Origin of the sequence: Acinetobacter calcoaceticus, assembly GCF_016508255.1 — a bacterium.
Classification (GTDB): Bacteria; Pseudomonadota; Gammaproteobacteria; order Pseudomonadales; family Moraxellaceae; genus Acinetobacter; species Acinetobacter calcoaceticus_E.
Map to the genome: position 1 here is coordinate 658,257 of NZ_JADVKT010000002.1, position 24,244 is coordinate 682,500.

General features: G+C 37.0%; 24 protein-coding genes and 1 pseudogene. 20 read left to right on the forward strand and 5 right to left on the reverse strand.

Annotation, left to right across the window (positions count from 1 at the left end):
- Window positions 1-325 precede the first annotated feature (325 nt).
- A complete protein-coding gene (locus tag I5515_RS07070) occupies window positions 326-1,411 on the reverse strand; it encodes an alpha/beta fold hydrolase (RefSeq protein WP_199965402.1) in 1,086 nt (361 codons plus the stop codon).
- Window positions 1,412-1,546: 135 nt separating this feature from the next.
- On the opposite strand from I5515_RS07070, the gene I5515_RS07075 reads away from it, so the two are divergent.
- The 8 genes and pseudogenes from I5515_RS07075 (at window position 1,547) to I5515_RS07105 (ending at window position 7,344) form a co-directional block, all read left to right on the forward strand.
- Complete coding sequence (locus I5515_RS07075) at window positions 1,547-2,734, forward strand: O-succinylhomoserine sulfhydrylase (protein WP_199965403.1); 1,188 nt, start codon at window positions 1,547-1,549, stop codon at window positions 2,732-2,734.
- 177 nt (window positions 2,735-2,911) lie between these two features.
- A complete protein-coding gene (locus I5515_RS07080) occupies window positions 2,912-3,145 on the forward strand; it encodes a hypothetical protein (RefSeq protein WP_199965404.1) in 234 nt (77 codons plus the stop codon).
- A gap of 276 nt (window positions 3,146-3,421) precedes the next feature.
- Window positions 3,422-3,751: a YbaB/EbfC family nucleoid-associated protein gene (locus I5515_RS07085; RefSeq protein WP_004642711.1), complete on the forward strand. Its 330-nt coding sequence runs from the start codon at window positions 3,422-3,424 to the stop codon at window positions 3,749-3,751.
- Window positions 3,752-3,760: 9 nt separating this feature from the next.
- On the forward strand, window positions 3,761-4,357 hold the full coding sequence (gene recR, locus I5515_RS07090; RefSeq protein ID WP_199965405.1) for a recombination mediator RecR: 597 nt from the start codon (window positions 3,761-3,763) through the stop codon (window positions 4,355-4,357).
- A gap of 327 nt (window positions 4,358-4,684) precedes the next feature.
- A complete protein-coding gene (locus I5515_RS07095) occupies window positions 4,685-5,809 on the forward strand; it encodes a ribonuclease D (protein WP_199965406.1) in 1,125 nt (374 codons plus the stop codon).
- Window positions 5,810-6,387: 578 nt separating this feature from the next.
- Window positions 6,388-6,485: pseudogene (locus I5515_RS17525) on the forward strand (LysR family transcriptional regulator); the annotation flags it as partial.
- A 96-nt stretch (window positions 6,486-6,581) separates the two neighbouring features.
- Window positions 6,582-6,848, forward strand: a complete 267-nt coding sequence (locus I5515_RS07100; protein ID WP_199965407.1) for a hypothetical protein — start codon at window positions 6,582-6,584, stop codon at window positions 6,846-6,848.
- A gap of 160 nt (window positions 6,849-7,008) precedes the next feature.
- Window positions 7,009-7,344 (forward strand): hypothetical protein, encoded by a 336-nt coding sequence (locus I5515_RS07105; RefSeq protein ID WP_199965408.1) that lies wholly within the window; start codon window positions 7,009-7,011, stop codon window positions 7,342-7,344.
- A 66-nt stretch (window positions 7,345-7,410) separates the two neighbouring features.
- Here I5515_RS07105 and I5515_RS07110 read toward each other — a convergent pair whose 3' ends face one another.
- The gene (locus I5515_RS07110) at window positions 7,411-7,575 is read right to left on the reverse strand and encodes a hypothetical protein (RefSeq protein WP_199965409.1); all 165 of its coding nucleotides are present in this window, start codon (window positions 7,573-7,575) and stop codon (window positions 7,411-7,413) included.
- A 469-nt stretch (window positions 7,576-8,044) separates the two neighbouring features.
- Between I5515_RS07110 and I5515_RS07115 the strand changes: the two genes are divergently transcribed.
- From I5515_RS07115 to I5515_RS07150, 8 genes are all read left to right on the forward strand, one after another.
- A complete protein-coding gene (locus I5515_RS07115) occupies window positions 8,045-8,350 on the forward strand; it encodes a YcgL domain-containing protein (protein ID WP_199965410.1) in 306 nt (101 codons plus the stop codon).
- Window positions 8,343-8,729 carry a hypothetical protein gene (locus I5515_RS07120; protein ID WP_199965411.1) on the forward strand — a complete coding sequence of 129 codons (387 nt, stop codon included), beginning with the start codon at window positions 8,343-8,345 and terminating at the stop codon, window positions 8,727-8,729. The genes I5515_RS07115 and I5515_RS07120 overlap by 8 nt, the downstream gene beginning before the upstream one ends.
- 29 nt (window positions 8,730-8,758) lie before the next feature.
- Window positions 8,759-9,610 (forward strand): AAA family ATPase, encoded by an 852-nt coding sequence (locus I5515_RS07125; protein WP_199965412.1) that lies wholly within the window; start codon window positions 8,759-8,761, stop codon window positions 9,608-9,610.
- A gap of 15 nt (window positions 9,611-9,625) precedes the next feature.
- Complete coding sequence (locus tag I5515_RS07130; RefSeq protein ID WP_199965413.1) at window positions 9,626-10,813, forward strand: vWA domain-containing protein; 1,188 nt, start codon at window positions 9,626-9,628, stop codon at window positions 10,811-10,813.
- A gap of 37 nt (window positions 10,814-10,850) precedes the next feature.
- Window positions 10,851-12,056, forward strand: a complete 1,206-nt coding sequence (gene trpB, locus I5515_RS07135; protein ID WP_199965414.1) for a tryptophan synthase subunit beta — start codon at window positions 10,851-10,853, stop codon at window positions 12,054-12,056.
- 241 nt (window positions 12,057-12,297) lie between these two features.
- Window positions 12,298-13,302, forward strand: a complete 1,005-nt coding sequence (gene prmB / locus I5515_RS07140; RefSeq protein ID WP_199965415.1) for a 50S ribosomal protein L3 N(5)-glutamine methyltransferase — start codon at window positions 12,298-12,300, stop codon at window positions 13,300-13,302.
- A 12-nt stretch (window positions 13,303-13,314) separates the two neighbouring features.
- Entirely contained in the window at window positions 13,315-14,406 is a 1,092-nt protein-coding gene (aroC, locus tag I5515_RS07145; protein WP_199965416.1) for a chorismate synthase, read from the forward strand.
- A 329-nt stretch (window positions 14,407-14,735) separates the two neighbouring features.
- Entirely contained in the window at window positions 14,736-15,461 is a 726-nt protein-coding gene (locus I5515_RS07150) for a hypothetical protein (RefSeq protein WP_199965417.1), read from the forward strand.
- A gap of 251 nt (window positions 15,462-15,712) precedes the next feature.
- Here the strand turns inward: I5515_RS07150 and I5515_RS07155 are convergent, their stop codons facing one another.
- On the reverse strand, window positions 15,713-16,942 hold the full coding sequence (locus tag I5515_RS07155) for a GGDEF domain-containing protein (protein WP_199965418.1): 1,230 nt from the start codon (window positions 16,940-16,942) through the stop codon (window positions 15,713-15,715).
- A 319-nt stretch (window positions 16,943-17,261) separates the two neighbouring features.
- Here I5515_RS07155 and I5515_RS07160 point away from each other — a divergent pair, with 319 nt between their 5' ends.
- Window positions 17,262-18,014: a TenA family transcriptional regulator gene (locus tag I5515_RS07160; protein ID WP_199965419.1), complete on the forward strand. Its 753-nt coding sequence runs from the start codon at window positions 17,262-17,264 to the stop codon at window positions 18,012-18,014.
- Between the two features lie 54 nt (window positions 18,015-18,068).
- On the opposite strand, the gene I5515_RS07165 is transcribed toward I5515_RS07160, so the two are convergent.
- Both I5515_RS07165 and lipA read right to left on the reverse strand, forming a co-directional pair.
- Window positions 18,069-19,208 carry a helix-turn-helix domain-containing protein gene (locus I5515_RS07165; protein ID WP_199965420.1) on the reverse strand — a complete coding sequence of 380 codons (1,140 nt, stop codon included), beginning with the start codon at window positions 19,206-19,208 and terminating at the stop codon, window positions 18,069-18,071.
- A gap of 156 nt (window positions 19,209-19,364) precedes the next feature.
- Window positions 19,365-20,351: a lipoyl synthase gene (lipA, locus tag I5515_RS07170; RefSeq protein WP_199965421.1), complete on the reverse strand. Its 987-nt coding sequence runs from the start codon at window positions 20,349-20,351 to the stop codon at window positions 19,365-19,367.
- Window positions 20,352-20,700: 349 nt separating this feature from the next.
- Between lipA and I5515_RS07175 the strand changes: the two genes are divergently transcribed.
- Genes I5515_RS07175 through I5515_RS07185 form a run of 3 tightly spaced genes read left to right on the forward strand, consistent with a single transcriptional unit; the run spans window position 20,701 to window position 24,239 of the window.
- Window positions 20,701-21,663 carry a thiamine pyrophosphate-dependent dehydrogenase E1 component subunit alpha gene (locus I5515_RS07175; RefSeq protein WP_199965422.1) on the forward strand — a complete coding sequence of 321 codons (963 nt, stop codon included), beginning with the start codon at window positions 20,701-20,703 and terminating at the stop codon, window positions 21,661-21,663.
- A 13-nt stretch (window positions 21,664-21,676) separates the two neighbouring features.
- The gene (locus I5515_RS07180; RefSeq protein ID WP_199965423.1) at window positions 21,677-22,696 is read left to right on the forward strand and encodes an alpha-ketoacid dehydrogenase subunit beta; all 1,020 of its coding nucleotides are present in this window, start codon (window positions 21,677-21,679) and stop codon (window positions 22,694-22,696) included.
- A 1-nt stretch (window position 22,697) separates the two neighbouring features.
- Window positions 22,698-24,239, forward strand: a complete 1,542-nt coding sequence (locus tag I5515_RS07185; protein WP_199965424.1) for a 2-oxo acid dehydrogenase subunit E2 — start codon at window positions 22,698-22,700, stop codon at window positions 24,237-24,239.
- The last annotated feature ends 5 nt before the right edge of the window (window positions 24,240-24,244 follow it).

The window sequence follows — 24,244 nt, forward strand, 5'->3', positions numbered from 1 at the left end:
GGTTTGAGTTTGAAATTTGGTCAATGAAAAAGAAAGAAATCAGTGACATTATCGAGAATACAGATGTGATAATTATCACGTTTTGTATTTCAGGATTAAGTGGAATTCACTATGCCCATTTTACTTTAGACGGAAATGGGCTTTTTCTTTTTTAGAAAAATATAAAAAAGCTAGAATTAAGCATAGTTTTTATTTTACAAACCAACTGAAAGATGTATTGATTTTACATGTTTCGGATTATATTATATGGTCCTTAATTGCTGCGTTTGATAGTTTTTTGTTTTTGTAGCCCATTTCTAAAATTGAAATGGGCTTTTTTTTATCCTTAAATTTGTGTTGAACGTTCAGTCAACCATTTCGCCATTTTTGGCCAAAATTCCAGAGCACTTGCTTGACTCGACATTAGGCCTAAATGCCCGCCAGGGATGAGAGTGAATGTGACATCTTGGCTGTTTGTCAATTGACTTAATGGAGAGGCAGCATCAGCAGTCACCAACTGATCACTACGACCAGCGCCAACTAAGAGAGAGCAATCTATATTTTTTAATTCAATTTTCTTATTTTTTAACTGAATAAAGCCACGTTTTAATGGATTTTGTAGCCAGACATTAAACAACATATCTTGATTAATCCCACCTGGGTAATCAATCATATTATTTAAAAAGCTACTTAAGGTTGCATGTTCTTGTACAAATTGCAGGTCATCAAGATTTTTTAGCAATTGAATATGTCCATCAAACCAACCTTTAGGATCAAGAATTTTGAAACCTAATGAATTTAAAACTCCTGGACTGTGGATCAGATATTTTGGTAATCCAGAATAAATACGGTTCTGAAGTTTTTTATTGCGACCAATCAAATGGTTCATGGTTTGATAGAGCTTGCCAATATAGCCAGATGCATAACTATCTATTGGACTACCAAGAACAATAAGGTTTTTAATATAGTTGGGTTGGTTAAGAGCAGTATATAAAGTGACGAATATGCCAGACATGCTCCATCCATGTAGCGAGATTTGCTCACTTCTTGAATGTGTTCGGATAAGTTCAATTGCTTTAGGAATAAAATCTTCAATAAATGATAAAAAATTAAGATGTCTATCTTTGAATTTTAAATGACCCCAATCGACAAGATAGATATCGAAGCCTGCGTTTTGGAAGTATTTAATAAGCGAACGATAAGGATATAAATCATAAATCGCCATATTAATTGCGAGTGGGGCAATAAATACTAAAGGTTCTTTAAACTTTTTTTGTGTTGCTGCGTAATAGCGAATACGGGTTTGATTGAATTTACCAATCACTTCATAGGGTGTGCTTTGTGATAGAACCAACGTTTTTGGATGAAATAGTCGGGCAGAAAGGTGCTTGATTTGACTTTGTTCAGAGACAAGGGACTTTAAGCGATTCATCTGGCTTTACCAACTATTTACTAAATATTGAATAAAGTCTAAGCGATAATTTTAAGGTTTACCTTGACCTTAAATACCTTAGACACTCAAAATGATGATAGTTTTTAGTACATGACCAGTAAAGGCGAACATTTAATGAACCAGTCTGATGATTTAGAATACCAACTTGATACTTTAGCCATTCGTACCGGACATACTCGTAGTTTTGAAGGTGAACATGGCGAACCGATTTTTTTGACTTCATCATTCGTATATGAAAATGCAGCTGAAGCTGCAGCAAAATTTTCTGGTCAGGTTCAAGGAAATATCTATTCTCGTTTTACCAATCCGACTGTAGGCATGTTCGAAAAACGATTGGCAGCTTTAGAAGGCGCTGAACGAGCTGTTGCGACAAGCTCGGGAATGGGCGCAATTTTGTCAGTTGCTATGGCATATTTAAAAGCAGGTGATCATGTTATTTGTTCAAGAGCAGTTTTTGGTTCAGTTGTTGCCTTGTTTGAAAAATATATTACCAAGTTTGGTGTAGATATTACATTTGTTGATTTATGTGATTTAGACGTATGGAAAAATGCAGTACGTCCAGAAACTAAACTTTTCTTTGTTGAGTCGCCGTCTAATCCATTAGCTGAAATTGCTGATATTCAAGCACTTGCCGATATTGCCCATGCTAACAGCGCATTACTTGCGGTTGATAACAGTTTCTGTACACCTGTTTTGCAACAACCATTAAAATTTGGGGCAGACCTTGTAATTTACTCGGCAACTAAATATTTAGATGGGCAAGGACGTGCATTAGGCGGAGCTGTTGTCGGTAATCATCAGCTATTAGAAGAAGTTTTTGGTGTTGTTCGTACGCTTGGGCCATCAATGAGTCCATTTAATGCATGGGTTTTCTTAAAAGGTCTAGAAACTTTACGTTTACGTATGAAAGCACACTGTGAGAGTGCTCAAATTCTTGCAGAATGGTTATCTACTCATGAAAAAGTAGAGAAAGTTTACTACGCTGGTTTACCAACTCATGAAGGCCATGAACTTGCTGCGAAACAGCAAAATGGTTTTGGCGGGATTGTTTCTTTCGTTGTTAAAGGCGAACGTGAAGGTGCTTGGAAGGTTATTGATAATACCAAGTTTATTTCTATTACTGGTAATTTGGGTGATGTGAAGTCAACAATTACACATCCTGCAACGACTACACATGGCAAACTTTCTGCCGAAGCTAAAGTAGCGGCAGGCATCCAAGAGGGCTTAATACGTGTATCGGTAGGCTTAGAAGATATCAATGATATTATCCGTGATATTTCACGCGGTCTGGATCTAATCTAATCAATTAGTTCTTTTTTGATATTTTTTTCATCAAACCATCTCTTTAATCGAGATGGTTTTTTATCCTTAAATGTTACTCTAATTTCAGAATTACAATAAAAAACCTACATTTTTATTCAAATTAGAGCTCAGAGTATAAAGACTCTAAATTTAATTAAAAGAAATGTGAGTTTTAAAATGCTTAAGCCTGTTGCTATTGTTGTGGTGGTGGGGGTAATTGGTGTAGTTGGATACAAATTACTGACTAAACCAAATCCGAACCCAGCGAATGAGACAACCCTATTGATTAGCAATGCAGAAAAGTCTGTGCAAGAAGCAGATAAATCTATTCAAGAAGCAAATACCTCCTTTAAGAAAGTTCCTCTAAGTGAATATAAAACACCTGATAAAGGGTTACAGGCATCTCAATAGTGACATAAATATAAGGCTTCAATGTATAAGATTTAGGCATTTATGAGATGTACCTAAGTTTCACCATGCTACTTCTGTAGCTACATGAAATAGAGCTAGAGATACTGATAGAAAACATTACTCTATTGTGTCAGAATTATAGATTAATTTGAGTTCAATGCACTAATCTGTATGGATTTTAATCAGATGGGTTGGTTCAATGGCATTAAGTTTTTATAAAGTATTATCAGAAACGAATAATACTTTAAAGATTTGATAGAGATACGGAGTAAAGTTATGAATATCAATATGCTCATGCAGCAAGCGCAGCGCATGCAAAAAGATATGGAAACAAATATAAAAAAGGCTAAAGAAGAGCTTGCCCAAACTGAAGTCCAAGCGGAAGCTGGTGGTGGTTTGGTTAAAGTAACCATGAATGGTCGCTATCTTGTAAAACGTATCGAAATTAACCCTGAATTACTTCAAGATGAACCAGATATGATTGAAGACTTGATTGCAGCAGCGGTCAATGATGCTGTACGTCAAGCAGAAGTTATTTCTGAAGAAAAAATGCAAAAAGCAAATTCTGGTATGGGCTTGCCACCTGGCTTAGCGGGCATGTTCTAAGGAATTTCTGTGTTTAGTGATAGATTTGAACAACTCGTTCAAGCTTTACGTATATTGCCTAGCGTTGGTCCGAAGTCGGCTCAACGTATGGCATTACATCTTTTGATGAAAAATCGAGAAGGTGCATTTGCATTAGCTCATGCTTTACATGAAGCTTCAAGTTATATTCATGAGTGCAGCATTTGCCATTCTCTAACGGAACATGAAATTTGTGATATTTGCGCCTCAACTGACCGAGAAGATCAACTATTGTGTGTAGTTGAATCACCAGCAGATGTCATGGCGATTGAGCAAAGTGGTAGTTTCCGTGGTAAATACCATGTTTTAGGAGGACATCTTTCTCCCTTAGATGGTATTGGCCCAGAAGAAATTGGCATTCCTTATCTGATTCAGCGCTTAAGCCAAGGCACTATTGAAGAAGTGATTTTGGCCACGAATGCGACTGTAGAGGGGCAGGCGACCGCTCATTATTTGGTAGAGGCGACTAAGCACTTACCACTACAAATGACACGAATTGCTCAGGGCGTACCGCAAGGTGGTGAACTTGAGTATGTGGATAGCCATACTTTAAGCCAGGCAGTTCATAACCGCATGAGAATGAAATAAGCATTCCGATGCTTATTTCATTGATGCCATATAAAATTGAATTAAATTTATTAATTGGCTATTAAAAGGCAAATATTCTTTTGTCTTTAATTAGAAAAGATAGTTTTAATAAAATATGAAAGCACACAAGAATGAAAATGATCTTAGAGATTTTAAAGAATGAATATTTGGAGTTAACTTTTAAAATATAAATAAAAGATCAAAAAATTATCTATTTTTGAAAAATTGTTCAAAAATAGAGTATTCAAAAAGGTTTAAGTGGTAATTTCCTACTTCTATGTTATATATACCAGAGTTCTTAGCACTCTTTGCATTACTTGAGAAAGCATGTTTCAGTTTATCCAACAGCAAACCGAATTGGTTGATGTTCTTCAAAAAATGGATCAATGTTCAATATATGGACTTGATACAGAATTTATTAAGGTTGACACACTCTGGCCTAAACTTGGAGTATGCCAAGTCAATGTAAATGGCAATGTCTATCTGTTGGATGGTGTTTCATTAGATCTAAGTCAGTTTTGGAAAAAAATATTTCTCGCACAGCAAAATATTTTTCATGCATGTGGGGAAGACATCGATTTAATCTACCATTACGCTGATCAAGAAGATCTGCTTAATGTGTTTGATACTCAAGTGGGTCTTTCTTTCTTAGGCCATGGGTTGCAAGTTAGTTACCAAGGCGCTTTAAAGCTTTGTCTCGACATTGACATTGAAAAAGATCAAACAAGATCTGATTGGTTGGCTCGACCTTTGTCTCCTCAGCAACTCTGTTATGCAGCCAATGATGTTCTATATATAATGAAGTTAGCTCACCATATTCAAGAACAGCTTAAACAGAAAGGGCTTTATGACTATGTTCTTGAAGATTGTAGTAGCTTAACTAAAGAAATTATTAGTGAAACACCTACAGAGTTACTCTATACCGATGTTGGTAATTATCGTCATTCGCGCCGTCAATTGATGCAACTGCAAAATTTAAGCGAATGGCGTGAATACATTGTTAAAGCAACAAATCAGCCACGCAGTTTTATTCTTAGAAACTCCACCATGATTGACATGGTTGAAAAGAATCCACGTAATAGTTTTCAACTTTCGCAAGTTAGAGATATTCGCCCAAATGTAGTTCGTGAATATGGGAAAACTATTTTAGAATTACTTAAAGATTTACCTAATGAAAGTGAGTGGCCAACAAGAATTGGCAAGCCTTTTAAAGTAACATCTAAAGAAACTTTAAATAAAATGGATATGGTACTTGCCCATGCAATAAGTGAAACTTCTATTCCTAAAGAAGTATTACTTAGAAAAAAATGGTTAAATGCAATTCATCAGCACGTTCTTTCTAAAGGGGATGAACAGGATTTACCTGATTATCTTTTGGGTTGGCGTTATGAGCTATTAACTCAACCATTAATTCATTTATTTCAAGAAGAAAAAGAAAGTCTATCAATTTAAAATGATCTGATCGTTAAAATTTAAAAAGCTCATCTTTGTGATGAGCTTTTTTAGTTAAAAATAGTGAATGGTTTAAAGTTTTAATTGAGTAGTTTTTATTTAAAAATAACAGATATTCAATATTAATAGTTAATAATATGGATAATTATATTAGCTATATTAAATAATCAACTTATTTTAACAGCTAGTAAAGTGATGATTTGAAGTGATTTTAATTCGTAAAAGTGATAATGAATTAAATTAACTTATTTGATGAGAAAAATTCAATTGATTAAACATACAGGTCTGTATATTGTTGGATGCAAGAAAAACAATTTCAATATAAATAATATATAACTATAAGTTTGTTTCGGTTCAGAAATAAGAAAGCCTACCCAATTGGGTAGGCTTTTTATTTTTTAATGATATAGATATAGCTCAGTTAAAATGTCATTAGGTTATTAAATTTTAAAATCAACTATTGATACTCTATATATTTTGTGTGAATGAAGCGGTAAGTTGTGACGAATATCCTCTTTCTCAAAGCCAAACTCTTTACTAGAGGTGATGATGATTAAAATTTTAGGCTATTGGTTTTTCCATCAGAGTTATACTATTACATTAAAATAAAGAAGATTTTGAAAATAGAAATGCGAGAAACTTCATTAAATGGATAGAAAATTTCTTTAATCAATAGGCTTATATCTCTAATTGGAATTAACTACATAACACTAAAACTATATAATCTTTTTATGCTATAAAAGTATATATATTAATAATTAGAGAGATAAATATGCTTAACAACTTTAGTGCTGAACAAGCGCGACAAAATGCTAAAAACTTTAAAATCAATCAAGAGGCCATGTTGGAAAAAATTTTAACAGGCACTGAAACTGAATCTAAGGCAGGGAAGCGAAAAGCAACTTTCTTGTTTCCTATTGATGCTGTAATTCCTGATCACCTTACACAAGTAGAAGACGAACTTAGAGGTAGAGGCTTCAATGTATCAACTAATATTGAACACTCTGGTACTACGATAACGATAGAAATAAGCTTTTAAATATCGTTTTTCTATTAGACCGCTCTTTTAAGAGCGGTATTTTATAGTGTATTAAAAAAGGGATCATAAATTTATTTACATTTAAACTTATGTTAATCATGATTTTATTTGACAGGTTCTATCATCTTCTGTAGCTTTATTTTTTGAGTGGAATATGGATATGAACTTCCAAACAATACTTTTATCTTTCAAAAATCAATCTACTGGTACAGATGCATTTAAAGATTTAAAAAATGCTTGTGAACAGTCTCTTAAAGAATCTCAAAATACAAAAGAAAAAACAGCCATCTATTTAATCTATGGTTTTGCACGTAGTTACGTGATTTTATATGAAGATGAAGCAGTAACATCTGAATTTGCTAACACATCTAAGACTAAGCTCGTAGGCTACATGGAATGCCTCAATGAAGTTCTGTTAAGCCAAGATGATAGCGCTATTTTGAATGCTCTAAATCAAGTAAGCGATGACTATATAAAGAGTTCACGAGTCTTCTAAATATCACTCATTATTTTGATAAAAATACTTCTTTAGCCCAAGCTAAAGAAGTATTCAAAGCGTGTATTAATGAGACTTTTTCTTACCACCACCATCTTGTTTATTGACAGTAGACCAAGCAATACGTTCAGCCTCTTCTTGAGAGTGACCTCTGTCTACTTCACTCTCAAGAATATGTTTAGCCTGACGTTTTTGCTTTGCTGTGTAAGCTGTTTTATCACCGCGAGGCATAAGTTCATCCTCCACATCTATTATTAAGATACTTATTATTGAAACATTTTGAGAATTTAAACCAGTTAAGTAATGTCTGCTAATGTGTATTAGTGGTTAGAAGTTTTAGTTAAATGTGAATTTTAAAAAGTAATCGCTAACTTGAATGTGATAAATTTCATAGTACTAAAGAGTAAAAGTATTTAAACAGATCACAGAAAGTACTCAGTAATAAACGATTTCTTATTTTTTTCTAAAATTATTTTTATTTTACTAAAATGAATAATTATATTTAATGTTTAAAATCAAATGCTTGTTGGTTTTTTATAAAAGCTAACTTTTGTGTAGAACAAAGTTATTATCGACCTTAATCAATGTTGTAGGTTAATATTTCCCTAGAATTAAAAAAACGACTGATGCGTAAACAAACCTGCGTGTGTGAGTCGTTTTTTTTCATGTATGCTGTCCTTAGTTCAAGAGTTGATTTGAAATGTACTGTGATATTTATAGATCGAGCAAAAAAGATGAAATGTACATGTATATTGCTCGTCCAAACTATCCTGACGACGCGGAACAAGCTGATCCGTTTGAAAAAGTTCCTGAAGCTGTTATACAAGCGTTTGGTCGTGCAACGTTTGTCATGCATTTAGAATTAGCTCCAACACGTAAATTGGCGCGTGCTAATGTTTTACATGTTTTAGACTCATTACAAACAAAAGGTTTCTTTATTCAGATGCCACCAGAAGGGTTAATTAACCCAAATGCGGTTGAACCAGAGGGCTTACGTGGTGCGTGAAAATCAAACTGGAATAATGAATCAATTATTCTCTTTTTTGGATGTTATTCCTGAAGATGCTATTGCTTTAACAGCTTATGGAATAGGCGCTATTATTGCTTTATGGTGTTGGTGGCGATTGATGCGCCGTCTTCCTACAACTTTTGGTGCAATTAGTTGGCTTATTGCATTTGCTGTTTTAGTTACACCAACAGTGTCTGAAGGGCCGAATGCATCGGTAGCACCTGCTATTTTTGGACTACTTTTTGGTGTTTTAACCAAAGATAGTCCTCTGATTTGGTCAAATTTATCTTTAATTCTGTTTGTAGTTGGTCTAGGTTTAGTTGTTGGCTATTTTTGGTCAAAATATTCAACAAGCAAAAGCATGCGTTCCATCTAACCATTGAAATAGAAAAATAAGGTCTTTACATGTCTGCTGATACCCAACATTTTACTGGTACAGATCAATATATTGCGACTGACAGTCTTAAGCTCGCTGTAAAAGCAGCTCGTGCTTTACAAAAACCTTTGCTGGTTAAAGGTGAACCTGGTACGGGCAAAACTTTACTTGCTGAACAAGTAGCACAAAGCTTGGGTTTAAAACTCATTACTTGGCATATCAAATCGACAACCAAAGCACAGCAAGGGTTGTATGAATATGATGCTGTTTCTCGTTTACGAGACAGTCAGCTGGGTGATGATCGCGTTTACGATATTAAGAACTATATTAAACCCGGTAAATTGTGGGAAGCTTTCATAAGTGAAGAGCGTTGTGTCTTGCTAATTGATGAAATTGACAAAGCCGATATCGAGTTTCCAAATGATCTGTTGCATGAACTCGATAAAATGTCTTTCTATGTTTATGAAACGAGTGAGACAATTACGGCAACACAACGCCCAATCGTAATTATTACTTCGAATAATGAAAAAGAGTTACCAGATGCTTTCTTGCGTCGTTGTTTCTTTCATTATATTGAGTTCCCAGATGAAGTGACCATGCGAGAGATTATCGATGTTCATTTCCCGAATATTTCTGCAACACTCGTCAACGAAGCTTTACAGGTTTTCTTTAAATTACGCGAAATCCCTAATTTGAAGAAACCACCCTCAACGTCTGAGTTAATTGATTGGTTAAGCTTGCTCATGGCAGATGATATGCCTGAAGATGTATTACGCAATCGAGATACATCTAAAGCTATTCCACCTTTATATGGTGCGCTGATCAAAAACGAGCAGGATGTACAACTCCTCGAACGTTTGGCTTTCATGTCTCGACGTTAAAGGAGGGAATAACCCATGTTTGTGCGGTTATTTTACACCTTACGTAAATACGGTGTTCCAGTTACAACTCGTGAACTTATTGACTTAAACCGTGCAGTAAGTGAAGGTTTGGTTTTTGCTGATCAAGAAGAGTTCTATCAACTTGCTAAAACTATTTTAGTTAAAGATGAACGATTTTTTGACAAGTTTGACCGCGCCATAAAGGACTACTTTGATGGTATCGAAACCTTTGATCTGGATGAGTTACTCAAGCAAGTTCATAAACTTCCAAAAGATTGGTTTGATTTAGAACTTCTAGAAAAGCATTTAACGCCGGAACAACGGGCAGAACTCCAAAAAGCAGGTTCCTTAGAAGAACTGATGAAAATGCTGGAAGAGCGGTTACGCGAACAGCATAAAAAACATCAGGGTGGTAACCGCATGGTTGGCACAGGTGGAACCTCACCTTTTGGGGCCTTTGGGGATCATCCTGAAGGAGTAAGAATTGGTGGGCCAGGGCGTAAACGTTCGGCAGTAAAAGTATGGGAACAGCGTAAATATCAAAATCTAGATGATGACCAAGTTCTTGGTACACGTCAGATGCAAATTGCTTTGCGCCGTTTGCGTAAATTTGCGCGCCAAGGTGCTGCTGAAGAGTTGGATGTTGACGGTACAATCCGTGAAACAGCCAAGCAAGGTATTCTTGATGTTCAAATGGTACCTGAGCGTCGAAATCGAATAAAAGTACTGATGTTATTCGATGTAGGCGGTTCTATGGATGCGCATATTGCCCAATGTGAAAAACTCTTTAGTGCGGCTAAAAGCGAGTTTAAAACACTTGAGTATTTTTATTTCCATAACTGTCTCTATGACTATGTTTGGAAAGATAATCATCGCCGCACAGCCACGCGTATGAATACATGGGATCTGTTTCACACCTATGGCCGCGACTATCGTGTAATTGTAGTCGGTGATGCCAGTATGGCACCTTATGAATTGAAATCGGTAGGTGGTTCGGTTGAATATATGAATGATGAGACAGGTGAGGTTTGGTTACGCCGCTTGCGTCAGCATTTTGACAAAACCGCATGGTTAAATCCAGAGACCGAAGGATATTGGCATTACACTCAAACCATTGGCGGGATTAAGGAAATTTTTGAAAATCATATGTATCCAATGACGCTAAAGGGCATTGAAGATATGACTCGCTACCTTTCTAGATAAGCTTAATAACTTTAATAATTTAAAAAAGAGGGATGATATGCAACATCAAATTAACGGTATTGCTTTGCCGAATGAACAAGGATTTTTTGGTGAATATGGTGGACAGTTCATTCCTCCGCATTTAAAAGAGGCAATGGATGAAATTAATGTTGCTTATGAAGAAATTCGTCACACCCCTGAATTTCAAAATGAATTGAACGATCTTTTTGTGAATTATGTTGGCCGTCCAAGTCCTTTATTTCATGCCAAACGCCTTTCAGATCAATTAGGCGGTGCGCAAATTTATTTAAAACGTGAAGACTTAAACCACACAGGTGCCCATAAAATTAATCACTGCTTAGGTGAAGCTTTACTTGCTAAATATATGGGCAAAAAGAAAGTTATTGCTGAAACAGGTGCTGGTCAGCATGGGGTTGCTTTGGCAACAGCTTGTGCATTAGTCGGTATCCCTTGTGAAATTCACATGGGACAAGTAGATATTGAAAAAGAACATCCCAATGTGGTCAAAATGAAAATTTTGGGCGCTCATTTGGTAGCAGTAACTTGTGGTACAGCAACACTAAAAGATGCGGTAGATAGTGCATTTGAAGAATATTTAAAAGATCCAAAAAACTTTATATATGCGATTGGTTCTGTGGTTGGACCACATCCATTTCCTAAAATGGTTCGTGATTTTCAATCAATAATTGGCAATGAAATTAAAGAGCAAACACATCATCGCTTTGGTAAAAATCCAGATTATGTTGTGGCATGTGTAGGCGGTGGTTCAAATGCAATCGGTGCTTTTACAGCATTTTTAAATGATTCAGATGTAAAGCTCGTAGGCGTTGAACCGGCTGGGCATGGTTTAGACACTAATATGCATTCGGCAACACTAACTTTAGGTAAACCAAGTCAAATTCATGGTATGGCGTGTTATGTGCTTGAAAATGAAGCAGGTGAACCTTTACCGGTGCATTCTATTGCTTCGGGGCTAGACTATCCGGGTGTTGGCCCACAACACAGTTTTTTAAAAGATTTAGGTCGTGTTGAATATAGCACTGCAACTGACCAAGAGTGCTTAGATGCTTTTATGACACTTTCTCGTGTTGAAGGTATTGTTCCTGCGCTTGAAAGTTCGCATGCAGTTGCATGGGCAATTCGTGAAGCGCCCCAATTGGCTAAAGAAACCATGATCGTGGTGAATCTATCGGGTCGTGGAGATAAAGATTCTGATTACGTTGCCGAAAAACTTAAGCTTTAAAATTAATTAATCTCTTAAAGCGGCCAGTACTCCTAAAGGCCGCTTTTTTATTTCAAAAATATTATCTTTTCTTTTATTAAAAGTTCATCATTTCTTAATTAAAACAAAGTATTCTGATTTTTAGTGAAGGATTGTTAGAGATTCACTTGTAAAACTCTGGTTCACAAGGCAAAGCGTTGCTTTGCTTTACCTCACTCAGTAGAATAGTCACTTTGCAAAATTTGCCTTTGGAGACGCCTAAGTGGAGCGACCGACGATTAGCCCTGAAAATTTACAGGAAGCAGCTGAAAATTTATCGACAATTCGAGATTTTATTCGTTTTGGGGTATCAGCATTACGTCAACATGATGCACATTTAGGACAAGGTACTGAAGATTATTTTGCAGAAAGCTCTGCATTAGTTTTACAAACCTTATCTCTTGAATGGTCAGCAGACGCAGAAATTCTAGATGCGAAGTTATTACCAAGCGAGAAAGCAGAATTCTTAAGCTTATTGGAACGTCGTATCAATGACCGTATTCCAACATCTTATTTATTAAACCTTGCGTATTTCTTTAATAAACCATTCTATGTAGATGAGCGTGTACTGATTCCACGTTCACCAATTGCAGAATTAATTGAGCAACGTTTTGCACCATATTGTTTAGATGAAAATGGTCAAATGCGCGAAGCGCTTAATAACCTACCAGAAAATGCAAAGCCTAAGACCCCACAGCGTATTTTAGATATGTGTACAGGTTCAGGTTGTATTGCAGTTGCTTTGGCTTATGCTTATCCAGATGCTGAAATAGATGCAACTGACATCTCTAAAGAAGCTTTAGAAGTTGCTTCAATTAATACTGAACACCACAATAAGCAATATCAAGTTGCATTGCTTGAATCGGATCTATTTGCCAAGATTCCAGCTGAAAACCAGTATGATTTGATTGTAAGTAATCCACCGTACGTCGATGCTGAAGATATGGCTGACTTACCGGAAGAGTTTTTACATGAACCTGAACTTGCATTGGCCGCAGGTCAAGATGGTTTAGACTTAGTTCGTAAAATGCTTGCACAAGCGACAGATTACTTAACTGAAGATGGTCTTATTGTCATTGAAGTTGGTAATTCTGAATGGTCAATGCGTCAGAACTTTAATACGATTGATTTCAACTGGCTCACTTTCCAAAAAGGTGGTTCAGGTATTTTTGCTTTGACTGCTGAACAATGTCGCCGTTATAGAAAACTATTTGAAGAGCAAATATAAGGAGTTGGGCATATGGCAGGGAATAGTATTGGGCAACTCTTTCGTGTAACTACTTGTGGTGAGTCTCATGGCGTTGGCTTAATGGCAATTGTTGATGGCGTGCCACCGGGCCTTGAGTTATCTGAAGAAGACTTGCAAAAAGATCTTGACCGTCGTAAACCGGGCACTTCTAAGTTTGCAACTCAACGTAAAGAGCCTGATCAGGTTAAAATCATTTCGGGTGTTTTTGAAGGTAAAACGACAGGTACGCCAATTGGTTTACTGATTGAGAATACTGATCAGAAATCAAAAGATTATGGCAATATTGCCCAAACTTTTAGACCTGGCCATGCCGACTATACATATACGCAAAAATACGGTTTCCGTGACTATCGTGGCGGGGGCCGTTCAAGTGCTCGTGAAACTGCTATGCGTGTTGCAGCAGGGGCAATTGCGAAAAAATATTTAGCAGAAAAATTTGGCGTCTTGATTCGTGGTCATGTTACCCAAATTGGTAATGAAATTGCCGAAAAACTGGATTGGAATGAAGTTCCGAATAATCCATTTTTCTGTGGCGATGTAGATGCTGTTTCACGTTTTGAAGCTTTGGTGACTTCTTTACGCGAACAGGGAACAAGCTGCGGCGCAAAGCTAGAAATTTTAGCTGAAAAAGTTCCTGTAGGCTGGGGTGAACCTGTTTTTGATCGTTTAGATGCTGACATTGCTCATGCTATGATGAGCATTAATGCAGTTAAAGGTGTTGAAATTGGCGATGGTTTTGCAGTTGCTGGACAGTTTGGTCATGAAACTCGTGATGAATTGACCAGTAATGGCTTTTTAGCGAATCATGCAGGCGGAATTTTGGGTGGTATCTCAAGTGGCCAGACCATTCGAGTTGCTATTGCATTAAAACCTACCGCAAGCATCACGACACCTGGTAAAACGATTGATTTAAATCGTCAAGATACAGATGTGTTGACTAAAGGACGCCATGATCCATGCGTCGGTGTACGTGCGACACCGATTGCTGAAGCAATGTTAGCAATTGTTTTAATGGACCATTTTTTACGTCATCGTGCTCAAAATGCAGATGTTGTTCCACCATTTGCTGCAATTGAACCATAATCATAATTTTTGACTATGTTAATTAAAACTCCATATTTAATTTAAATATGGGGTTTTAATTTTTTATTATATTGAGTTTGATTAAATTTTAAATTATTTCCTTGTTTTATAATATTTATATAAATATAATGTTGTGCAATTTATTTTTGAATATATTCATCTGTAGATGTTGGTAATTAAATATTGGTAATTTTTACTCACCAGATATTTATATTTATCACTCAAAGTTAATTTACTCAAATTGTTTTTATATAAGTTTATTACAGATTTAAATTTTATTACTTTAAACTAAGAATTTTAAAGTCATCATTGAAATTGGGGAAATATCAATGAATCAAAGTACATATAGAATTGGCTGTATGTCAAAAGATAGGCTATTGCCTAAAAATTTAGAGGCAATGATAAAAGTTATTCATGACTTATCTTTATCATCTCATCTTTTGGGGAGTTGGATATATAGTGAAGATAATCCAGATATACATATTATTGATTTAGATAGTGGTTATACCAATATACTTATTCCTAGAAAAATTAAGATTGTATTAAGTAATAACCCTGAGCTTTTAAAAGGTTATCAGTATGGTTTAAAGAGGCCAATAAGATATCAGGAGCTTTTGAATATTTTGCAAGAGGTTGAGAAGAATGAATATTTTAAAATAAGTCACCAACAACGTATAATAAATAATGAAAATATAGTGTCTACAGATCATTTAGAGACAAAAATTCTTTATAAGCTTGTTTGTTATCCAAACTTTAAAAATATTCATGCAGAACAAATTGTTAATGTCACTCGGGTTTGTGCTTTGCTATCAATTGAATCAAAAACAGCCCAAGAAATTAAAAGATTTTTGAATTTATCTATTGATGAAATACAAAAAATTATAGAAATAATTAAAAATGAAGCTTATCCAAATTATGAAACAATACATGAAAATATTGTTTCGATTTTACCATTTTCAAATGAAACCATTTCTACCGCACCTCAAAGAATAGAACAAAATTCATTATCTTACTTTTTAATTAAATTCTGGAAAAAGTTGAAAGGTGAGCTTTAATGAACTGGAATTTTTATATTAAATTGGCTGGAGCTAGTAATTTCCATTAGCTAAATAAAGATGGCTAAACTTATAATATAATTTATTAAGTTTATATAAGTCACTTTTTAATAGATTGTTTAATCTTAAATAAAAGAGGCTGTTCGCACGTACTCGTTCTAAATTATATCTTAGCTTTACCATGGATGGAAAAGCTAATTACTTCTTTCTATTCATTTTAATTGGAAAAGGGCCTATAACAGTCTGAGTGCCTAAGTTAAATCTACAATTTGTTCTTCATTTACCGCTATTTTATATTGATTACGACCACTTGTTTTTGCTTTATACAATGCATGATCGGCACGTGCAACAAAGGCTGAAATTGAATCATTTAAACGTGGAATCGTGGTCGCGACACCTGCACTAATTGTTACAGACGGAGAAACACTGCTACATGGATGTTCAATAGCGATTTTATCAATGGCACTCATCAACCGCTCAACTTGGATCAAGGCTTGCTGAGCATTTGTCATTGGAAACAAAAGTAAAAACTCTTCTCCACCATAACGGGCAACCAGATCACCGCTTCGAGCAGCAATAGAAGAAATAGCAATTGCGATTTCTTTTAAGCATTCATCACCTTTCAGATGTCCTAATGTGTCGTTATATGACTTAAAATAATCGATATCGACCATCATGATGGTGAGGGGCGTTTCATGGCGTAAAGCGCGGCGCCATTCGTTATCCAGTGTTTCATCTAAATAGCGTCTATTGGCTAAGCCTGTAAGCGAATCCTGCTGTGAAAGTAATGAGAGTTGCTGTGCTTGTTGCATCAATTCAATACGATTCAGTTCAATCATGCAGTTTTGTAAGTAGTTTTCTCGATGTTGACGGTCAGTTGCGTAGGCAAGGGTCATTCCCAAAAAACTACTGAAAGTGTAAGTTCGATTTAAGAATGTCCAATCGATCACCCCATTTAAGTAATTACTTACTAAAATTCCAACGAGTCCTCCAATCCATCCAGCGAATATGGCGGTATAAAAGCGCATACCTACAGCACCATAAATAATGACAATTGCGTACATCATTGCTGCATGAAAAAGAACATTATCTTGTCCATTTTCGATTACGTTAATTAAAATAAAAGTAATCGCAACTGCTAAAGCTGAACCAATTCCTACATAATAATCAAAATACTGATTCAATTTTTTAATAAATGATAAAATCCACGCAATAAAAATAATTACACCTACCCAAGAATAATAACTAAACCAGGATAAAACTTGTTCTGTCGGTAAAACTTGATATATACCAAAGCTTAAAAATATATATAATATTAAAATAATAGGAGCCCGATAGCGGAACTCATAGGCAGCACCGTTTTGGTATTGATAACGATAAATCGTTTCAAGCTGCTTTGGAAACCATACGAAGTTTAATCCTCGTGTGGTTAATAAATCTATTTGTTCCTGTCCCAATATATTGGAACCCTGCAACTTCATAATTAATACTCTCTATATTGGAAGTTGTCATGAAATGAGACTTATTTTAGTAAAGTTCCATCTAAAAATATTGATTATATAATGTGTGGTTTATTCAAAATAATAATACAGTTTTTTTAAAAAAGTAATGATTTTTATCTATGTTAAATGTGATAAAAATCACGACATTTCAATGATTAGCGTAGTAATTATCTAAAGACTCACAATCCATCGAAAAAAGTTACAAATGGTCGATTAACGATTGTATCTTTATCATTTTCGGATAGACTTATAGCGTGAAATACAGATGATTGCTGTCATATAAATAGGAAAATTAGCAATGACTGCTCTAAATCAATATGGAATGCATTTAGAAATTACGCCGCATAATGAATGGTCGCAGCAGTTCTGGGATGATCTGCTACCAGTGAAAGAACGAGTAAGTAAACATCCGTTTTTTACGGAAATGGCCAATGGGGGATTGAGCCTAGATAGTTTTCGCTATGCCTTACTTAACTTTTATCCATTGGTAGCACATTTCCCGTCATACATGGCTGGAGCATTAGCTAAAGCAACGGGGTTTTCTGAACCTGGGGTTACAGAAGCACGAGATTGGTTAATTCAAAATATCAAGGTAGAAGAGCGACATTTACGATGGTATCGCGATTGGGCTGGAGGTTTTGGCTTAACTCTTGATGAACTCGACCATGTACGACCACCAGCTGCGATGAATGCGGTAAATCATTTTTTATGGAATATGAGTCACCGTGGTAATTTGGCAGAATGCCTTGCTGCAACAAATTTGGCAATTGAATGGGCGACAGGTGATTGGTCTATTCAAGTATACAAAGGTATTCACACCTATACCGATCACCCGCAAGTGACCATTAATAAACGTTCATTAGCTTGGTTACGCGCACATGCGCATTATGATGATTTACATCCTTATGAGGCTATGGAGTTGATTAAGCGTTTATGTAATGACCGGCCTGATTGGCAGAAAAAAGCATTTCATGCTGCCGAAGAAGGGCTACGCTACTATGAATTAGCCTTAGACGATTGCTATAAGGTACAGCTTCAAGCCTCTGCTTGATCTCACCTTAAAAAAGGAAAGGGAAATATACTATGTGTATTTCCCTTTTTTATTTTATTCGAGCAATTTTAAAAGTTTTGTTCGATACGGTGTTTCTTCGGGTAATAACTCAAGTAAACGTTCAACCGCATCTACACGGTCAGGCACTCGACTGACCACTCTTAATAATTGATCAATGTTTTCAATTTGATAAATTACGTGGCTTAAACGCGCATCAAAACAATCTCTCCATGCACACAAAAATGGACTTTCCGATTTAGCTAAAAAACTTCCTCTATAGAGAGTTAGTGTCGTTGCTGTGAAGCCTAGATTTAATGCTTGTTCTGCCATTAAAAAATCACATTGAATTTCACAATTAAGTCGATAAGGCCGCGACTCAATGACATCGGGTATTAAATTTCTAAGTTGAGAAAGTTCTGCTTTTAAAGTTGTGGTACTTACTGGCCGATCGCCATATAAAGCATAGTGTAACTCTTCAAGATTTATGCCTTCAGGGCAAAGTGTCAGAATGCAGAGAATCTCAATTTGGCGCTGAGTCAAAGTAAGACTACGTTGGTTATATTGAACTTTTGGAGTGCCAAAAGCCTTAATATATAAAATATTTTTTTGATGAAGTTGAATTGCTTGTTTAACAATGTCAGCGCAGCGTTCGACAGCCAATAGACCAAGAGAATTATGTTTATGTGATTTAGTAGATAAATTCATAATTCCATAAAACTGGCCTGTCTGTGTGTCTGTAATCGGTGCTGCATAACACACCCAATCTCTAACACTATTCATTTGGTTTTCATGTGAGTAAACGCAGTTAGCCGAATGAGTATTTAATGCTAAACCAATTGCATTTTGTCCAACTGCTTGAGTAGACCACTGACCACCTTCAACAAAGTGGACTTGCTCTGCTGATGAACGCATTGGGTGACTACTCCATGTCCAAAGCAGAGTGCCATGTGGGTCGGTCACACCAATTGCCATATCAGCATCTTCGGCAATATGCATTAAGTTGCGATGACACTCATGAATCGAACGACCAAATAATGAATGTTCCCATTCTTCGGGTAGGTCAAATAACGGAGCCGCATCAAGGTCAACTGGTGGTTTTTTTCCTAATTGTTGAGAATGAGATGACTTTTCTGGCCTGAATAATGACGGCGTAGTATCTATAAAAGGCGATGATAATTGTTCTGACATATCCATATCGAAATTCCTTTATCATTGAAATGGCGTATCCGTAGCCGCTCAACAGTTATAACTTTTTTATTGTGACTATTTCCTCGTTATCTCCTTACCTTAAATAATTTTATAAGTCTTGACCATTATCCTATTGGATTAGTTTTGTTAATTACCTAATTTTTATGATAAGGCATCTTGTCGACTAAAAGGCTTTGGTACTGCTTCTCCAAAATATTGTCGATCAGCAAAGTAGCTGGAACGGACCATCGGTGCACTCCAAATATTTTTAAAACCCAATCGTTTACCGTGTCGCGTGTATCTTTCAAATTCTTGTAAATTTACAAACCGATGAATAGGTGCATGTGACTTTGAAGGTTGTAAGTACTGTCCAATAGTGATTAAGTCGACTTGATAGTCTTTTAAGTCATTGAGTAGGGCAAGCACTTCTGCTTCAATTTCTCCTAATCCAACCATTAAACCAGATTTGGTTTTGATATCGGGACAATATGCTTTAAAGCGTTTTAGTAATTCTAGTGAATGTTGATAGTCTGAGCCTGGGCGCATCGCTTTATATAAACGCGGAACAGTTTCAATATTATGATTAAACACATCTGGGGGGGATAAGCTCAAAGTCGAAAGAGCTGTTTCTAAACGACCGCGAAAATCCGGTACCAAAATCTCAATCAAAGTTTCTGGGCAGAGTGTTCTGATTTCTTCAATACACTTTACAAAATGAGCAGCACCGCCGTCGTGTAGATCATCGCGGTCAACAGAGGTAATTACGACATACTTTAAGTTTAGGTTTGCGACCGTTTCTGCCAAATGTTTAGGTTCATCTTCGTCTAAAGGCTTTGGGCGACCATGAGCGACATCACAAAAAGGGCAGCGCCTTGTACAGATGTCTCCCATAATCATAAAGGTTGCTGTACCTCCACCAAAACATTCGGGTAAGTTTGGACATGCCGCTTCTTCGCAAATACTATGCAACTTCTGTTGGCGAAGCAAATTTTTTATGCGTTTGATTTCTTCAAAATCAGTTATTTTTGCTCTAATCCAGTCTGGTTTAGTCGGTAACTCTTCTGTAGGTAAAATTTTAATAGGAATGCGAGCGACTTTATCGGCTCCTCTTAATTTAATACCCGTTTCTACTTGTCTTTTAAAATCCATATTAATAATTCCATTTTACTTAAAACCTGCTTAAACTCCTGTTTGTTTAATTTAAAGTACATTAAAAAATCACAATTAATTAAAAATACAGGATATGGCGAGCATTATAAAACAACAAAGGTTGGTTAAAGGTTTGTTTTGCAACTAAATGAAAATTATAAAATTTTTTTTAAATTATTTTTATCGATTAAGTTTTTGAAAATAAAATAATAATTGAGGTTATCTAGAGTAAAAACTTTTTAGTCTAATAGATTGATTATTAATTTTGAGTTTAATTATTTATAGCGAATTAGATTTTCGCTTGAAACTTGGTTGAATTTTTAAAATCAAGATAATAAAGGAAAAGGATATGCAATTAACGGAAGAGCAATTACTCGCAGCATATAAACGTATGCGTGATATTCGTGAATTTGAGGATCGACTTCACGAAGAAAATACCAATGGTGATATTCCAGGTTTCATTCACTTATATAGTGGTGAAGAGGCTGTAGCAGTCGGGATTTGTGAAAATCTAACCGACAAAGATTATATCACTTCAACCCATCGTGGACATGGTCATTGTATTGCAAAAGGTTGTGACATTCACGGCATGATGTTGGAAATTTTCGGTAAAGATGACGGGTTATGCCGTGGAAAAGGCGGTTCGATGCATATTGCCGATTTGGATAAAGGCATGCTCGGTGCCAACGGGATTGTGGGCGGTGGACCTCCTTTAGCCATTGGTGCAGCATTGACAGCAAAAACCTTAAAGACAGGTGGTGTCGGACTGTCTTTTACAGGTGATGGTGGCTCAAATCAAGGTCTTACTTTCGAAGCAATGAACATGGCTGTTGTTCTTAAACTTCCAGTCATTTTCGTTTTCGAAAATAACGGTTTTGGTGAAGGTACTGGTCATGACTACGCAGTAGGAAGCAAGGACATTGCTGGTCGTGCGGCAGGTTTTGGTCTACCGGCGGTTAAAGTTGATGGTACCGATTTCTTTGCAGTCTATGAAGCCGCTCAAAATGCCATTGAACGTGCGCGCCGCGGGGAAGGTCCAAGTGTAATTGAATCGGTAACTAACCGTTTTTATGGGCACTTTGAAGGTGATCCAGGTTTGATTCGCTCTAAAGAAGAAGTCGAATTCATCAAAGAAAATAAAGATCCTTTGAAAATTTTCCGAGAGAAAGTTAAAGGCAAAATTGATGAAGCCAAACTAGACGAGATTGATGCAGCATCTAAAGCAAATATCGATGATGCAGTGGCTAAAGCTCGTGCTGCGGCATACCCACAACCTGAACAACTCCTTACCGACGTCTATGTCTCTTACTAAAGGAATAGTAAAGATGCCAAATAAAAGTTTTCGTAATGCAATTAAAGAAGCCATTGAATCAGAAATGCGCCGTGACCCAACTGTTTTTGTGGTTGGTGAAGATGTGCGCGGTGGGCATGGTGGTAAAAATACTGAAGATAACCAGCTTGAAGGCTTCGGTGGTGTGTTGGGTGTAACCAAAGGTTTGTGGACAGAGTTTGGTTCAGAACGTGTTATTGATACCCCAATTACCGAATCAGCAATTATTGGTATGGCTGCTGGTGCTGCGGCAACAGGCTTACGTCCTGTTGCCGATCTAATGTTTATGGATTTCTATGGCGTGTGTCATGACATGCTTTATAACCAAGCTGCCAAGTTCCGCTATATGTTTGGTGGCAAAGCAAAAGCGCCAATGGTTGTACGTGGCATGATTGGTGCAGGTTTTTCTGCGGCAGCTCAGCATTCGCAATCACCATATAACGTATTTGCCGCGGTTCCAGGCTTAAAAGTTGTGGTTCCCTCTAGCCCATACGACGTGAAAGGGCTTTTAATTCAGGCTATTCGTGATGACGATCCAGTGGTGTTCTGTGAGCACAAAATGCTCTATGACATTAAAGGTGACGTTCCAGATGAGGCCTATACCATTCCTTTTGGTGTAGCAAATTACACCCGCGAAGGAACAGATGTGACCATTATCGCTTTAGGTTTGATGGTACACCGCGCCAATGAAGTGGCAGACAAACTGGCAAAAGATGGTATTTCGGTTGAAGTGGTAGATCCTCGTACAATTTCGCCTCTTGATGAAGAAGGAATTTTAGAGTCTGTTGCATCGACTGGGCGTGTGGTTATTGTGGATGAATCAGCAGCACGTTGTGGCTTCGGGCATGATGTGGCTGCACTGGTCGCACAAAAAGGTTTCCATTATTTAAAAGCACCTATTGAACTCGTAACGCCACCACATACGCCTGTTCCATTCTCTCCAGTTTTAGAAAAAGAATGGATTCCTAGTGTAGAGCGTATTGAGCAAACTGTGCGAAAAACATTGGAGGCTTAGGATGAGCGAAATTAAAACGCTGGAGATCCCGAAATGGGGATTATCCATGGAAGAAGGCACAATTGCCCAATGGTTGATTAAAGAAGGCGATAGCTTTAATAAGGGTGATGAAATTTGTGAAATTGAAACCACAAAAATCGTCAATGTATTAGAAGCGCCTTTTGCTGGAACACTCCGTAAAATTTTAGCAAAAGACGGTGATACTTTACTCGTCGGTGGTCTTATTGCGGTATGTGCTGAAAGTGAAGTTTCTGATGCAGAAATTGAAAAATTTATTGCATCACTAGGTGGTTCAGCAGCTAAAGCCCCTGAAGCATCTTCGGAACAGAGTAAAGCGGAAACATCTGCACCTGTTGCTGAAAAAGCGGAACAACCACAGTCTGTAGCTGCAAGTGCTTCGGCTCCTGTGAAGGTTGCCAAAGGTGACTATGCTGTACCCGAGTCATTACAAGGCTATCAAACATCTAATGACCTGTTTACAACACCGCATGCCTTAAAACTTGCAGAAAAGCATAATGTGAACTTGGCGAAAGTGTCTGGCTCTGGTCGTGAAGGACGTATCAGTGTCCAAGACATCCAGAAGGCCGTGCAGGCTGCGGGAGGTCAGTGGCCTGATGTTAAACAGCAAACTCAAGCTAAAGCGGTTAAATCTACTGCCGACGATAGCCGAGTTTCAGCGACACCTGTAGCACGTCGTTTAGCAAAACAATGGGGCATTAATCTAAATGACTGCCGTGTTTCAGGTACTCGGGGCCGAGTCTGTAAAGAAGATGTTGAAGCAGTTTACTATCGTAATAATCCGAATTCGGTAGGCGTTGAACAATCTGCTCAATGTGCTGTTGCTCAACCACAGTCGACCGTTACCACTGTCGCGATGAATGGTATGCGTAAAGCGATTGCTTCACGGTTACAGGCTGCTAAACGCAATGCACCGCATTTCCGCTTAGTAGTTGATCTAAACGTAGAGGCTTTGCAAAATTTACGTAAGCAAATTAATGAAACTGTGCCACAGGTGAAGCTTTCTATTAATGACATGCTGATTAAAGCAGCGGCAGCAGCACTCATTAAAGTACCCGAGGTGAATGTTCAATTTGATGAGGCGACTCAATCAATTTTACAGTTTTCTCAAGCTGATATTTCGGTGGCCGTGGCGATTCCAAACGGTTTGATTACCCCAATAGTAAAAGCTGCAAATCAAAAATCGTTAGCACAAATTTCCGATGACATGCGAGATTTGGCAACGCGTGCCAAGACTGGCAAATTACAACCTGACGAGTTTCAGGGAGGTAGCTTTAGCATTTCAAATTTAGGAATGCTAGGGGTTAAAGAGTTCGATGCCATTATTAACCCACCGCAAGGTGCAATTATGGCATTGGGTGCTTCAGAATCACGTGCTGTTGTTGAAAATGGCAATGTAGTGGTTCGTGAGATTATCACAGCAACGTTGTCATGCGATCACCGAGTCATTGACGGTGCAGTTGGGGCGAAATTCTTGGCCAGCTTTAAGCAGTTTGTTGAAAATCCTGCTTTAATTTTGGTGTAGGAGAA

Coding starts and splice junctions, on each gene's coding strand:
- I5515_RS07185 (WP_199965424.1), top strand. CDS start 22,698: ATGAGCGAAATTAAAACGCTGGAGATCCCGAAATGGGGATTATCCATG.
- I5515_RS07155 (WP_199965418.1), bottom strand. CDS start 16,942: ATGAAGTTGCAGGGTTCCAATATATTGGGACAGGAACAAATAGATTTA.
- I5515_RS07110 (WP_199965409.1), bottom strand. CDS start 7,575: ATGCCTCGCGGTGATAAAACAGCTTACACAGCAAAGCAAAAACGTCAG.
- I5515_RS07115 (WP_199965410.1), top strand. CDS start 8,045: ATGTACTGTGATATTTATAGATCGAGCAAAAAAGATGAAATGTACATG.
- I5515_RS07180 (WP_199965423.1), top strand. CDS start 21,677: ATGCCAAATAAAAGTTTTCGTAATGCAATTAAAGAAGCCATTGAATCA.
- I5515_RS07125 (WP_199965412.1), top strand. CDS start 8,759: ATGTCTGCTGATACCCAACATTTTACTGGTACAGATCAATATATTGCG.
- I5515_RS07175 (WP_199965422.1), top strand. CDS start 20,701: ATGCAATTAACGGAAGAGCAATTACTCGCAGCATATAAACGTATGCGT.
- trpB (WP_199965414.1), top strand. CDS start 10,851: ATGCAACATCAAATTAACGGTATTGCTTTGCCGAATGAACAAGGATTT.
- I5515_RS07080 (WP_199965404.1), top strand. CDS start 2,912: ATGCTTAAGCCTGTTGCTATTGTTGTGGTGGTGGGGGTAATTGGTGTA.
- lipA (WP_199965421.1), bottom strand. CDS start 20,351: ATGGATTTTAAAAGACAAGTAGAAACGGGTATTAAATTAAGAGGAGCC.
- I5515_RS07100 (WP_199965407.1), top strand. CDS start 6,582: ATGCTTAACAACTTTAGTGCTGAACAAGCGCGACAAAATGCTAAAAAC.
- I5515_RS07095 (WP_199965406.1), top strand. CDS start 4,685: ATGTTTCAGTTTATCCAACAGCAAACCGAATTGGTTGATGTTCTTCAA.
- I5515_RS07130 (WP_199965413.1), top strand. CDS start 9,626: ATGTTTGTGCGGTTATTTTACACCTTACGTAAATACGGTGTTCCAGTT.
- I5515_RS07105 (WP_199965408.1), top strand. CDS start 7,009: ATGAACTTCCAAACAATACTTTTATCTTTCAAAAATCAATCTACTGGT.
- I5515_RS07160 (WP_199965419.1), top strand. CDS start 17,262: ATGACTGCTCTAAATCAATATGGAATGCATTTAGAAATTACGCCGCAT.
- I5515_RS07085 (WP_004642711.1), top strand. CDS start 3,422: ATGAATATCAATATGCTCATGCAGCAAGCGCAGCGCATGCAAAAAGAT.
- I5515_RS07075 (WP_199965403.1), top strand. CDS start 1,547: ATGAACCAGTCTGATGATTTAGAATACCAACTTGATACTTTAGCCATT.
- I5515_RS07150 (WP_199965417.1), top strand. CDS start 14,736: ATGAATCAAAGTACATATAGAATTGGCTGTATGTCAAAAGATAGGCTA.
- I5515_RS07165 (WP_199965420.1), bottom strand. CDS start 19,208: ATGGATATGTCAGAACAATTATCATCGCCTTTTATAGATACTACGCCG.
- I5515_RS07070 (WP_199965402.1), bottom strand. CDS start 1,411: ATGAATCGCTTAAAGTCCCTTGTCTCTGAACAAAGTCAAATCAAGCAC.
- aroC (WP_199965416.1), top strand. CDS start 13,315: ATGGCAGGGAATAGTATTGGGCAACTCTTTCGTGTAACTACTTGTGGT.